Consider the following 12,526-nt stretch of genomic DNA (forward strand, 5'->3'; position numbering starts at 1 on the left):
TGATGAATACTCCGAATCCCCTTCCTCTCGCCGGCGTGCGTGTCATCGAGTTCACGCACATGGTCATGGGCCCGACCTGCGGCATGATCCTCGCCGACCTCGGCGCGGAAGTCATCAAGATCGAGCCGCCGGGCGGCGACAAGACGCGCAAGCTGCCGGGACTCGGCATCGGCTTCTTCCGCTCGTTCAACCGCAACAAGAAGAGCGTGGTGCTCGACATCAATACGCCTGATGGGCACGCCGCCGCGGTTGAACTGATCGGCCAGTGCGATGTGATGCTGGAAAACTTCCGGCCGGGCCTGATGGCGAAACTCGGACTCGACTACGAAACGCTCTCGAAGATCTATCCAAATCTGATCTACGTGTCGCACAAAGGCTTTCTGCCGGGGCCGTACGAAAAGCGCCTCGCGCTCGACGAAGTCGTGCAGATGATGGGCGGTCTCTCTTATATGACAGGACCTGTGGGCCGACCGCTGCGCGCGGGCACTTCCGTCAACGACATCATGGGCGGCATGTTCGGCGCGATCGGTGTACTGGCCGCGCTGCGCGAGCGCGATACGACGGGACGCGGTCAGGAAATCCAGAGTGCGCTGTTCGAGAACTGCGTGTTCCTGAGCGGTCAGCACATGCAGCAGTACGCGATGACGAAGGAGCCGCCGCCGCCCATGCCTTCGCGCGTTTCGGCATGGAGCGTCTACGACGTTTTCACACTTGCCGACGACGAACAGCTCTTTATCGGCGCCGTGAGCGACAAGCAGTTCATCACGTTGTGTGACGTACTGGAACGGCCCGATCTCGCTGCCGAACCGCAGTTCGCCAACAACGCGCTACGTGTCGCGGTGCGACCTGAACTGCTGATTCGCCTTGGCGAAATCCTCAAGCATCACCGCGCCGGCGAACTCTCGCTGAAGCTCGAAGCCGCCGGCATTCCTTACGCGCCGATCATGCGGCCCGACCAGTTGCTCGACGATCCGCATCTGAAGGCAAGCGGCGGTCTGGTGCCGATGGAAACCGAGGACGGCATGACGGAGGTCGTGCTTCTGCCCCTGCTGATGGGTGGACGCCGCCCCGGCGTGCGTCAGGCGCTGGCCCGTGTCGGCGAGCATACGCAGGAAATCCTCGCCCGCCTGACCGGCCGGGCAGCGGCTTGAGACAACCGCGGGACATATCAAGGAGACAGTCATGCAACGCGTCATCACTACGGATATTCCGCCCATCGTAACAACCGATACCCGAGCGCACTCACGTACCGCCGCAGTACTTTCCGCGCGGATGGACCGCTTGCCCGCCACCCGCTATATCTGGCTGATGGTGTTCCTCATCTCGCTCGGCGGGTTTTTCGAAGTGTATGACCTGATCTTCACGGGTTATATCGCGCCGGGTATGGCGAAGAGCGGCCTGTTGAAAACCACCACGGCTGCGTTCTTCGGTTTTCAGGGGATTGCGGGCTTTATCGCGGCCACGTTCGCGGGCCTCTTCGTCGGTACGTTCGGATTTGGCTGGCTCCCCGACCGTTATGGCCGCCGCGCCGTGTTCACGTTCTCGCTGCTGTGGTACTCCGTGGGCTCGGCGATCATGGCATTCCAGACCACGCCCGAAGGCGTCATTCTGTGGCGTTTCATCACCGGCATCGGCGTGGGAATCGAGATCGTGACGATCGACAGTTACGTCACCGAACTCGTCCCCCAGCATATGCGTGGCCGCGCGATGGCCTTCAACCAGATGGTCATGTTCGCCGCCGCGCCGGTGGCCGCGATCCTCTCCTACTGGCTCGTGCCGACCACCGTGTTCGGCATCGACGGCTGGCGTTGTGTCGTGCTCGTCGGGTCGATCGGCGCGATATTCGTGTGGTTCATTCGCCGCATCGTGCCGGAAAGCCCGCGCTGGCTCGCGTCACATGGTCGTGAGGAGCAAGCCGAGCGCATTGTCGCGACGATGGAGGCGAAGGCCGTGAAGCAGTTGGGTCGTGCGTTGCCGCCTCCCGCATCTGCCGTTGAACAGCCCGCGCATCGCCGTGCCTCGCTTGCCGAGCTGCTTCAACCGCCTTACCGTTCGCGTCTGATCATGCTCATCGTCTTCAACTTCTGCCAGGCGATCGGCTATTACGGCTTTGCCAACTGGGTACCGACGCTGCTTATCGGGCAAGGCATCACCGTGACCAAAAGCCTGCTGTATTCGTTCGTGATCGCGATTGCCCTGCCTGTCGGTCCCATGCTCGCCATGCTGTACGCGGACAAGGTGCAGCGCAAATGGCTGATTGTCGGCGGAGCGCTCGCGGTTATCGTGTTCGGATTGATGTTCGGCCAGATGAAATCGGTCGGACCTCTGATTGTGCTGGGTGTGTTGATCAGCCTCGCCGGGCAGACGATCTCGGTGTGCTATCACGCTTACCAGTCCGAGTTGTTCCCGACCGCGGTGCGCTGCCGGGCGAATGGCATTGTGTATTCGGCCAGCCGTATTGGCGCCATGATGTCGGGTTTCATCATCGCCTTCCTGTTGCGTGACTTTGGCGTGGCAGGCGTGTTTACCGGCATCACCGTGTGCATGGCGGCTGTGATGATTTCGATCGGTGCGTTCGGCCCCAGGACCAACGGACTGCGGCTCGAAGAAATCAACCATTGAGCATTGAAAGGCGCGATTCATGGGATTGTGGCGATCGTCGTCAATCGCCACGGCACCCTGTTGAGTCACGTCGCCGGTGAGGTGGAGGTGCCCCCGCTTACAATGCAAGGTGCGCTGAGGCCACAGTCGGCCCGCCCGCTTCGAGCTCTTCGGCACGAACCCCGAGACGTAGCGTCACAACCTTTTCCGTCGGATCAGCAGCATGTATTCATCCACGTTCATTTTTGCCACGAAGCAATTCGACGACACGTTTCATCGTCTTGATCAGGAAATCGCGAAAGTCGCGAAGACGATACCGGGCTACCTGGGCGAAGAAACGTGGGAAAACAGCGCCACCGGTTTGACGTCTAACGTGTATTACTGGCAATCGCTCGATGCGCTTCAAATGCTGATTCAGCATCCGGCGCATCTGGAGGCAAAAGCTGCTCAGTCGAACTGGCTGAACGGATACCAGGTGATTATTTCCGAAGTGATGCGGACCTATGGAGACGGCGCTCTCGAACATCTTCTCGGGTCGTCAGCAAAGAAATAACGCGACCACGCACGTGCCGCGGACGTAAATTCCCGCTCTCACCGATCTCACATCGCGCTCGCCGCGCGCACCTCCTCTTGTTATAATTCTTTCATCAAATCGAACAAAACATAACGCCCACCCACACATCGCGCGACAGGATCCCCATGCTGAAACCCGACCGCCTCCGCGCCCTTGCCGATGCGTTGGCAAGGCAAAACGTGATGCGCCTGCGCGACGCCGCTGGCTTGCTGGGCGTTTCGGAAATGACTGTCCGGCGCGACATCGCAGGCAGTCCGGAACGGTTCACGTATCTTGGCGGCTATATCGTCAGCGCGACCGACGTACCCAATAACGCCGGCTACTCGCTCGAAGAAGAAAAAGATCACTTCGCGCAGGCCAAGGCCGAAGCGTCGGCGGTCGCGGCGGGACTCATCGGCGATAACGAAACGCTGTTCATCGATTGCGGCACGACACTCACCACGCTGGCCCGGCTGATTCCGGTCGAGCGGCACGTCACGGTGGTGTGCTATTCGCTGAATGTCGCGGAGATTCTGCGGCGCAAACCGAATGTACGAATGATTCTGCTGGGCGGCGTCTACGTGCCCTCGTCAGATTCGTTCGCGGGTGAAGAAAGTCTGGAGATGCTGCGCCGCATGGGGATCAACAAGGCGTTCATTTCCGCCGGCGGCGTGGACACTGCGCGCGGCGTCACCTGCTGGAATTTCCATGAGGTCGCGCTCAAGCAGGCAGCCATGGCAAGCGCGGTCGAACGGCATCTGGTGGTGGATCAGAGCAAGTTAGGCGTAGTCAAGGCGGTGCGCTTTTCGCAAGTCGACGACTTCGATTCCATCATCACCGAGAAAGGCCAGGAGCATCGCAAGCGCCGATAAGCGCACTTGCGGCCCGTGCATCGCGGGCCGCGACCGCGCAACGCACAGGTCGCAGCCCGGTCCTCAATTCTTGCGCTGCAAGGCGAAGAGCGTACCGGCGATCAGAATAAACGCGCCGATAATCACCTTCTGCCAGGTGCTCGGCACACCCACCAGAATCAGCACGCTGTTGATCAGCGTGACGAGCACCACGCCGAGCAACGTGCCGGCGACCGTGCCGGTGCCGCCCGTAATACGCGCGCCGCCCAGAATCACCGCGGCGATCACATCGAGCTCCGAGCCCACCAGATCGAACGGATTCGCAAGCCGGTTGTTCGACACGTGCAGAATCCCTGCAATGCCGGCGAGCATGCCGGTATAGCCGAATACGAACAGATGGATCGCGCGCAGGTTGTAGCCGAGCCGTTCGGCAATCGCGAGGCTGCCGCCCATTGCATAAACGCCGCGTCCCATCATCGTGCGGTTCAACAGCCACCAGGTGAGCACCGCGGCCGCCACCAGCGCCACCACCGATACCGGCAACACGGCGCGTAAGCCGTCGGCGGTGTGATAGAAAAACAGCGGAATGCGGCCGAAATGATCCATGCTGTGCGGGATATTCATGAAGAACGTCGTGCCGATAAACGTCAGCAGCAGCCCGCGATACAGATATTGCGTGCCGATCGTGACGATCAGCGAAGGCGCTTTCAGCCGATGCACCAGCAGCCCGTTGACCACGCCGAGTACGATGCCGCCGAGCGCGCCCGTGATCAGAATCAGCGCGAATGGCGCATCCGGCCACCACGCGAACACGGCTTTGGTGATGCCGTACATGGTCAGCGCGGCAATCGCGGTGAACGAGACGTCGATCCCGCCGGAGGCGAGCACCACGAGCGTGCCCAGCGCGAACAGCGACATCGTGGTGGCGGAGTGCAACAGATCGAACAGCGTGGCCAACTGGAAGAAGCGCGGATTGATCGCGCCGACAACCAGGCACGTCACCGCGATCAACGCGACGGTGAACCATTCGGGATTGCGCGCGAGCCTGGTCCGCAAACTCGGCGGCTTGACCTCGGGAGCGACTTCGACAACGGTCGGGGTGGTCATGGTCTGGTTCAGGCGCGAATCGATGCGCGAGTTCATGAGTGGAAACGTCCTTTATGCGGCTTCGGAAAGCAACGCGTGATACAGATCGGCTTCGCTCAGCGTGTCGGCCTGGTATTCGCTTGCCACGCGCCCTTTCTTCATCATCAGAATGCGGTCGCAGTTCTGCAACAGTTCGGGCAAATCGTCGCTGATCAGAATGATGCCGATGCCGCGTTGCGACAGGCGCTGCATGATGCGGTAAATAATGTCCTTCGAGCCGACGTCGACGCCGACCGTCGGTCCATGCAGGATCAGCACGCGCGGGTCGATGGCGAGCCAGCGGCCGATCAGCACGCGCTGCTGGTTGCCGCCCGACAGCGATTGCACGGGTTTGTCGACGCCCGGCGTGGCGATCTGCAAATCCTTCACGGTCTGTTCCGCGAGCGCCTGTGAGCGCGTGCGGTCGATCTGGCCGAAGCGGTCACACAGGCTGGAGATCATCGCGGTGATCACGTTGTCGCGAATCGACTTGTCGAGAAAAAGCCCTTCATTCAGGCGGTCTTCCGGTACATAGCCGATGCGATGTGCTTTCGCGTCCGAGGGCGTGCGCAGTGAAACGGCCTTGCCGTCGAGCGTGACCTGCCCGGATTGAGCCGGCGCGACGCCCGCCAGCGCACGCGCGAGTTCGTTGCGCCCCGAATCGAGCAGGCCGGTAATGCCGAGAATCTCGCCGCCGTGCAGTGAGAACGACACATCGCTGAACTGGCCGGCGCGCGTATAACCTCGCACGTCGAGCACGACGTTGCGCTCGCATGCGCCTTCGCGATAACGCTCGCTCGACAGATGCCTGCCTGTCATCAGCTCGCTGATCTGCGCCTTGGTGAATTGCGCGATCGGCCCTTGCGCCATTTTCTGCCCGTCGCGCAGCACGATTACTTCGCCGCCGATCGCGTAGCACTCGTCGAGTTTGTGGCTCACGAACAGAACGGTGACGCCCTGCGCGCGCAGATTGGCGAGCACGGCAATCAGATTGTCGACTTCCTTCTGCGTGAGCGAGGTGGTGGGCTCGTCCATGATGACGAACTTGGCCTCGCTGGCAATCGCGCGGGCAATCGCCACGAGTTGCCGGGTGGCGAGCGGCAATTGCTCGATGAGCGTTGCCTGAAATTCCGCGCTGCCCGGCAGCCCGACCGCTTCGAGCGCGCGTGCCGCCGTGCGCGCCAGTTCGCGCCGGTCGAAGGTGCGGGCGAGCTTGCCCGCGTGCGTGGCCAGCTCGGAGGTGAGCGCGACGTTTTCAGCCACGTTCATATTGGGCAGCAGCGAAAGATCCTGATACACGGTTTCGATACCGGCAGCGAGCGATTCGAGCGCGGAGAGCCGCGCGTGCCGCACGCCTTCGATCACGAGTTCGCCTTCATCAGGTGGCTGTGCACCGGAGATGATCTTGATGAGCGTGCTCTTGCCGCAGCCGTTTTCACCCAGCAGGTGATAGATCTGACCGCGCTCGAACGACAGGCTCACGCCGCGCAGCGCATACACGCCGGTGAAGCGCTTGTGCACGCCGACAACCTGGAGAAACGGTTGCGGCGTGTCGGACTGCGGTGACTTCGGTGAGGTTGCGTCTTGATTCATGGTGACGAGTCGCAAGTTGAGGCGTCCCCTTTGCGGGACGCCGTGACACATGAAGCCAAAGCCCGATCAGAACGGATACTGCTTGTAGTTCGTCTTGTCGACGTTCACCCAGCCCTGACCGCGCACGATGATGCCCTTGCCCGGTCCTTTCGCGACCGTCACCTTCGTGTAGCCCGGAATGCCGAGGTCGGCGCCGTTCTCGACCGTCTTGCCGTCGATCAGCATCTGCGCGACCTTGTTCATGGCGATGCCCGCGAGCTTCGGATCCCAGAATGCGATGCCATTAATGGCGCCGCTTTCGAGGAACTTTCCGGCTTCAGTCGGCAGGCCCGTGCCGTACACGCAGATCTTGCCCTGCATACCCGCCTCTTCCACCGCCCGGCCAATGCCGATCACGTCGAGCGACGACGAGCCCTGGAAGCCCTTCAGGTCCGGATGCTTGCGCAGCACTTCCTTCGCGACTTCATAGGCGCGTTCGCCGTCGTTGTTGGTTTCGAGCTTCGGCTCGACCAGGTTCATCTTCGGATACTTGGCCTTGGCGTTGCCGATGCCGCCGTCCGCCCACTGCACCTGCGAGCGGCTGCCGAGCGAGCCGACCAGCACGGCCCATTTGCCGTCGTCGTGCATGCACGAGGCGAGCCGTTCGTTCAGGCCGGCACCGTAGGCGGTGTTGTCGAACGCTTCGATGTCCACCATCGTGTTCTTGGCGTTGTCGGCTTCATGCGTGACCACCTTGATGCCGCGATCCATCGCCTTCTTGAGCGCCGGTTCGAGCGTCGGCGGATCGTAGGGCACCACGGCGATCGCCGTCACCTTCTTGGCGATCAGGTCTTCGATGATTTTCAGTTGCTGGGCCGCATCCGCCCGGCCGGGGCCGGTCTGATAAGCGTTGACACCAGGGTTGTCCTTGGCGAACTGCTTCACGCCGTCGTCCATGCGGTTGAACCAGTTGATGCCGGTCACCTTGACGACCGTGACGATGGTCTCGTTGGTGGCAGCCTGCGCTGCGGCGATGACGCCAATCGTCAATGCGCCTGCTGCGAGCGCGGCACCCAGTCGAGTCAATTTCATGCGATGTCTCCTTTTTGGTTCGATGTCGCCCATTTCACCGTCGCGGACAGCCAGGGCTCGTTGTCCGCCGTGTACTGAAACCTTTGTCCGGCGCCCGCTAACGCTTGGGCGCCGCATTCGCCGAGGCACCTGCGCCCGCGCCACCGCCGAAGCCGAAAATCGCGCGCACCCGTTCGCCGCCCGCAAACGCGAGCGACAGCAGCAACAGAAACCCCCACGCGCAATCGCCGAAGAACTGCGATACGCCCATCAGATTGAACAGGCTGGAGAGAAACTGCAGCACCGTCGCGGCGAAAAACACGCAGATGATGCGGCCGTGCCCGCCGGCGGGATTCACTCCGCCCATCACGGCAATCAGGATCGCGATCAGCAGATAGGAGTTGCCGTAGTCCCATTTCGCGCTGGACGTATGCGTCGCGCTGATCAGCCCGGCCAGCGACGCAAGCACGCCGCACATGGCATAGGTCATGATCAGCATCCGCGCGCGCGGAATGCCGGCATAGAACGCCGCTTTGGGATTGGTGCCCATCAGATACAGACGCAGGCCGAACGGGCTGCGTTTGAGCAGCCAGCCCAGCACGATCACGGCCGCGATAAAGATGCAGAACGCGATCGGCACCTGAAACACCGTACCGTTACCGATATTCGACAACGGGTCCACGTAATCCACATGTACGGAAGCGCCATTGCTGAGCACCACCGCGAAGCCGGTAAACAGCAACTGCGTGCCGAGCGTGCAGAGAATCGGCGTGAGTCTGAGCCGTGCGATCACCACGCCGTTCAGCAGCCCGCCGAGCAGGCCCATCGTCACCACGATCACGCAGAAGAGCGACGTGTAGAGCGCAGGCGAGTCGTCGCCGCTGACGAAGCGCGGCACGATCAGTGCGGCGACCATGCCGGACAGATTGGCGAGTCCGACGCCGGACAGGTCGATGCCGCCGTTGCCCGACACCATGGAGAGCATGATGCCGAGCGCCAGCAGGCCGAGTTCGGGCAACTGCCCGCCCATCGACTGCAGATTGTCGATATCGACGAACTGGCCGTGCGAAAGCCACGTCGCGACCAGCACGACGAGCACGTTGACGATCAGCAGAAAATTCAGTTGCCGGTCGCCGAACAGTTTTCCAGCGGTGAACGTTGACTTCATGGTGACGATACGCTCCTTCAACCTTCGCAATCGATCAGGATGCCTGGGACATGCCGGCCGGCTGGTTCGGCTGCGTCGGCTGCTTCAATACCTGGTTCACTTCGTCGAGCGTCGGCATGGAAGGCGCCGTGCCCGGACGCGTCACGGAAATGCCGGCGAGCGCGCAACCAAATCGCAATGCGGTGACCGCGTCGTCGCCGCGCGCGAGCGCGGCCGCGAAGCCGCCTGTGAAGCCATCCCCCGCGCCGGCGGTTTCCACCACGCGGCCGCAGTAGTACGCGGGCACGAGAATCGATTGCGTCGCCGAATGCAGCAGCGCGCCGCCCTCGCCCAGCGTAACGATGACGGTGCCGACGCCCTTGGCGAGCAGCACGTCGGCGGCGCGCCGGGCGTCGTCGGCATTCGCGATCGGCACGCCGGTGAGCGCGGTCGCTTCGGTTTCATTCGGGGTGATGTAATCGCACAGCGGGAAGATACCGTCGTCGAGCGGCAACGCGGGCGCCGGATTGAACACGGTGATGACGCCATGCCGGCGCGCCACTTCGAGCCCGCGCCGCGCGGCCTCGAGCGGCTGTTCGAGCTGCGTGACGAAAACACGGGCAGAGGCGATATCGGCTTCGATTGCGTCGACATCGGCGGGCTCCATCGTGCCGGCCGCGCCGGATGCGACGATGATCGCGTTCATGCCGGTGTTGTCGTCGACGAAGATATGCGCCGCGCCCGTCGAGACGCCCTCGATCACCGAGGCGCGCGCCGTGATGCCTTCCGCGGCCCACGTAGCGCGCGCAATGGCGCCGAACGCGTCGTCGCCGATGCGGGTGCAGAACACCACGTCGGCGCCGGCGCGCGCGGCGGCCACCGCCTGATTCGAACCCTTGCCGCCTGGCCCCATCGCGAACGCCGAGCCCGCGATGGTCTCGCCGATCTGCGGCATACGGCCGGCGCGAAACGTCAGATCGGTCACATAGATGCCGAGAATGACGACGCGTCCGTTTTGTTGCGAAGACGTATTCATGCGCGTTCCCCTTGCTCCTGAACAGCCGGGTTCAAGGGAATGTCTTGCGGCGCCAGAGATGCGCGCGGCACCTCGGCATGGAACTGCAGATCCAGATTCTTCAGCACGTTGTCTCCTCCATTTTCTGGTTGGCGTGCATGTCGTTCAGCGTGTCGGTACGGCGGCCTGTCAGTCGCCGTACGGTATCCAGATGTTCTTCACCTGCACAGCCTGACGCAGGAACGGCCGGCCTTCGCTCGAACGGTCGAACCAGTCGAACTGGCGGCCATGATCGACGAATGTCCGCTTCAGATTGCCGATCGATTCGCGCTCCACCAGCGTCGAATCCGCCGCGCTGCCGAAGCACCAGAGCGCATCCACATCGTCGTGCTTGGCGAGCGCCGGTAGCAACGCGCCGCGTTCGCCGGTGACGATGTTCAGCACGCCACCGGGCACGTCCGAGGTTTCGGCGACCTGATAGAAATCCGTGACCGTGAGCGGCGACGCCTCGCTCGGCACCACCACCACGCGGTTGCCCATGGCCAGCGCGGGCGCCGCCAACGAGACGAAACCGAGCAGCGGCGCTTCGTCGGGACAGGCAATGCCGATCACGCCGAGCGGCTCATGCATGGCCAGCGCAACACCACGCAGCGGCGGCGTATGCACGGCGCCGTCGAACTTGTCGGCCCACGCGGCGTAAGTGAAGAGACGCTGTACCGAAGCGTCCACTTCCGCTCGCGCCGCGCCCTCCGTCGCACCGTTTCGCACCATGAGCTGGCGCACGAATTCGTCCGCGCGCACGGCCAGGTTTTCCGCCAGATAGAACAGCACCTGCGCGCGGTTATGCGTGCTCGCCTGCGACCACTTCTGCGCGGCGCGTGCTGCTTCGACCGCGTTGCGGATGTCCTTGCGATTGCCCGCGGCCACTTCGCCGACGGGCGTGCCGTCCGGCGCGTGAACCGGCAGCGAATAGCCGCTGTCCGGCCGCGCCTGCTTGCCGCCGATAAAGAGCTTCGCGGTGCGGTCAATCGATGTGACATTGGACAACGGGTCGAGCGAGGCGGTGGTGCCGCCCGCGCTGCGCGCTGTGCGGCGCTCCGGAAGATTGAGCCAGGCTCGCGGTTTCAGGTATTCGTAGATGCCCTCACGTCCGCCTTCGCGGCCATACCCCGATTCCCGATAACCGCCGAAGCCGACCGACGCGTCGAACAGATTCGTCGCGTTGATCCAGACGACGCCGCACGCCAGGCGCGGCGCGACATCGAGCGCGCGGCCGATGGTTTCGCTCCACACGCTCGCGGCGAGTCCGTAGCGCGAGTTGTTGGCGAGCGCAATCGCTTCGTCGGGCGTGCGAAAGCTCATCGTCACCAGCACCGGTCCGAAGATCTCTTCCTGCGCCAGCGTGGACGCCGGCGCCACGCCGGTCACGAGCGTCGGCGGATAGAAGCAGCCGCCGGCCGGCAACGTCGTCTCGGGCGACTGCCAGACCGAGCAGCCTTCACGACGGCCGGTTTCCACCAGCGACTGGATGCGCTCGAGCTGCACTGGATCGACGATCGCGCCGAGGTCGATGCTCTTGTCGAGCGACGAGCCCACGCGCAGCGTCTCCATGCGCCGTTTCAGTTTCGCGATGAATCGCGCTTCGACGCCTTCCTGCATCAGCAGCCGCGAGCCCGCGCAACACACTTGGCCCTGGTTGAACCAGATCGCGTCGACGACGCCTTCCACCGCGCCGTCCAGATCCGCGTCGTCGAACACGATGAAGGGCGACTTGCCGCCGAGTTCGAGCGTCAGCGATTTGCCCGAACCAGCCGTGGCCGCCCGGATCAGCCGGCCGACTTCGGTCGAACCGGTGAAGGCGATCTTGTCCACGTCAGGATGCTCGACCAAAGCCGCGCCCGTGCGCCCGTCACCGGTGACGACATTCAGCACGCCGGCCGGCAAGCCCGCGCGATGCGCGAGTTCGGCGAACAACAACGCGGTGAGCGGCGTGTATTCGGCTGGCTTCAGGACCACGCAATTGCCCATGGCGATGGCCGGTGCGATCTTCCACGCAAGCATGAGCAGCGGAAAATTCCACGGCACGATTTGCCCGATTACGCCGAGCGGCGCCTGGTCGGCGAACTCGCTCTCCTGCAACTGGGCCCAACCCGCGTGATGCAGAAAGTGGCGCGCGACGAGCGGCACGTCGATATCGCGCGTTTCGCGGATCGGCTTGCCGTTATCGAGCGCTTCGAGCACGGCGAACAGCCGGCTGTGACGCTGCACCATGCGCGCGAGCGCATACAGATGGCGCGCGCGTCCCGCGCCGCCCAACGCGAACCAGCCAGGCTGTGCGGCGCGCGCGGCGGCGACTGCGGCGTCGATATCGGCCGCATCGCCCTGGGCAATATCCGCGAGCTGCTCGCCCGTGGCGGGTGCGTGCGAGGCGAAGCGCTCATCGGTTGCGGGCGCATGCCACGCACCGCCGATGAAATGCCCGAAACTGCCCTCATGCTGCGCCAGCCAGGCGCGCGCGGGTTGATCGTCCTCGGGTGCGGGACCGTACTCCATCGATGAAAAATACTCGGCTACGCTCATGGGATCGGTCT

At 63.3% G+C, this 12,526-nt stretch carries 10 protein-coding genes; 4 read left to right on the forward strand and 6 right to left on the reverse strand.

All coding sequences use genetic code 11. The features are described from left to right. The first annotated feature begins 2 nt into the window (after nucleotides 1-2). The 4 genes from P0D68_RS15275 to P0D68_RS15290 all read left to right on the forward strand — a co-directional run bounded on the left by P0D68_RS15275 (nucleotide 3) and on the right by P0D68_RS15290 (nucleotide 4,026). Nucleotides 3-1,151: a CaiB/BaiF CoA transferase family protein gene (locus tag P0D68_RS15275; protein ID WP_408297906.1), complete on the forward strand. Its 1,149-nt coding sequence runs from the start codon at nucleotides 3-5 to the stop codon at nucleotides 1,149-1,151. 31 nt (nucleotides 1,152-1,182) lie between these two features. Further along, nucleotides 1,183-2,622: an MFS transporter gene (locus tag P0D68_RS15280; protein ID WP_408297833.1), complete on the forward strand. Its 1,440-nt coding sequence runs from the start codon at nucleotides 1,183-1,185 to the stop codon at nucleotides 2,620-2,622. A 202-nt stretch (nucleotides 2,623-2,824) separates the two neighbouring features. Beyond that, nucleotides 2,825-3,154: an antibiotic biosynthesis monooxygenase family protein gene (locus tag P0D68_RS15285; protein WP_408297831.1), complete on the forward strand. Its 330-nt coding sequence runs from the start codon at nucleotides 2,825-2,827 to the stop codon at nucleotides 3,152-3,154. Between the two features lie 146 nt (nucleotides 3,155-3,300). Further along, nucleotides 3,301-4,026, forward strand: coding sequence for a DeoR/GlpR family DNA-binding transcription regulator (locus P0D68_RS15290; protein ID WP_408183878.1), 726 nt, complete (start codon nucleotides 3,301-3,303; stop codon nucleotides 4,024-4,026). A 63-nt stretch (nucleotides 4,027-4,089) separates the two neighbouring features. On the opposite strand, the gene P0D68_RS15295 is transcribed toward P0D68_RS15290, so the two are convergent. From P0D68_RS15295 to P0D68_RS15320, 6 genes are all read right to left on the reverse strand, one after another. Next, a complete protein-coding gene (locus tag P0D68_RS15295) occupies nucleotides 4,090-5,148 on the reverse strand; it encodes an ABC transporter permease (RefSeq protein ID WP_091808433.1) in 1,059 nt (352 codons plus the stop codon). 15 nt (nucleotides 5,149-5,163) lie between these two features. Next, complete coding sequence (locus P0D68_RS15300) at nucleotides 5,164-6,723, reverse strand: sugar ABC transporter ATP-binding protein (RefSeq protein ID WP_408297828.1); 1,560 nt, start codon at nucleotides 6,721-6,723, stop codon at nucleotides 5,164-5,166. A 66-nt stretch (nucleotides 6,724-6,789) separates the two neighbouring features. Next, complete coding sequence (locus P0D68_RS15305) at nucleotides 6,790-7,794, reverse strand: autoinducer 2 ABC transporter substrate-binding protein (RefSeq protein WP_091808430.1); 1,005 nt, start codon at nucleotides 7,792-7,794, stop codon at nucleotides 6,790-6,792. A gap of 97 nt (nucleotides 7,795-7,891) precedes the next feature. Beyond that, nucleotides 7,892-8,941 (reverse strand): ABC transporter permease, encoded by a 1,050-nt coding sequence (locus tag P0D68_RS15310; RefSeq protein ID WP_408297826.1) that lies wholly within the window; start codon nucleotides 8,939-8,941, stop codon nucleotides 7,892-7,894. A gap of 34 nt (nucleotides 8,942-8,975) precedes the next feature. After that, nucleotides 8,976-9,956, reverse strand: coding sequence for a ribokinase (gene rbsK / locus P0D68_RS15315; RefSeq protein ID WP_408297824.1), 981 nt, complete (start codon nucleotides 9,954-9,956; stop codon nucleotides 8,976-8,978). Nucleotides 9,957-10,124: 168 nt separating this feature from the next. Then, nucleotides 10,125-12,515 (reverse strand): aldehyde dehydrogenase family protein, encoded by a 2,391-nt coding sequence (locus P0D68_RS15320; RefSeq protein ID WP_408297822.1) that lies wholly within the window; start codon nucleotides 12,513-12,515, stop codon nucleotides 10,125-10,127. Between the last annotated feature and the right edge of the window lie 11 nt (nucleotides 12,516-12,526).

Source organism: Paraburkholderia sp. RL17-380-BIE-A (genome assembly GCF_046028085.1).
In the GTDB taxonomy this organism is placed as follows: domain Bacteria; phylum Pseudomonadota; class Gammaproteobacteria; order Burkholderiales; family Burkholderiaceae; genus Paraburkholderia.

Excerpts from the sequence above, each read along its gene's own strand:
- P0D68_RS15275 (WP_408297906.1), top strand. The coding sequence starts at position 3 with ATGAATACTCCGAATCCCCTTCCTCTCGCCGGCGTGCGTGTCATCGAG.
- P0D68_RS15280 (WP_408297833.1), top strand. The coding sequence starts at position 1,183 with ATGCAACGCGTCATCACTACGGATATTCCGCCCATCGTAACAACCGAT.
- P0D68_RS15285 (WP_408297831.1), top strand. The coding sequence starts at position 2,825 with ATGTATTCATCCACGTTCATTTTTGCCACGAAGCAATTCGACGACACG.
- P0D68_RS15290 (WP_408183878.1), top strand. The coding sequence starts at position 3,301 with ATGCTGAAACCCGACCGCCTCCGCGCCCTTGCCGATGCGTTGGCAAGG.
- P0D68_RS15295 (WP_091808433.1), bottom strand. The coding sequence starts at position 5,148 with ATGAACTCGCGCATCGATTCGCGCCTGAACCAGACCATGACCACCCCG.
- P0D68_RS15300 (WP_408297828.1), bottom strand. The coding sequence starts at position 6,723 with ATGAATCAAGACGCAACCTCACCGAAGTCACCGCAGTCCGACACGCCG.
- P0D68_RS15305 (WP_091808430.1), bottom strand. The coding sequence starts at position 7,794 with ATGAAATTGACTCGACTGGGTGCCGCGCTCGCAGCAGGCGCATTGACG.
- P0D68_RS15310 (WP_408297826.1), bottom strand. The coding sequence starts at position 8,941 with ATGAAGTCAACGTTCACCGCTGGAAAACTGTTCGGCGACCGGCAACTG.
- rbsK (WP_408297824.1), bottom strand. The coding sequence starts at position 9,956 with ATGAATACGTCTTCGCAACAAAACGGACGCGTCGTCATTCTCGGCATC.
- P0D68_RS15320 (WP_408297822.1), bottom strand. The coding sequence starts at position 12,515 with ATGAGCGTAGCCGAGTATTTTTCATCGATGGAGTACGGTCCCGCACCC.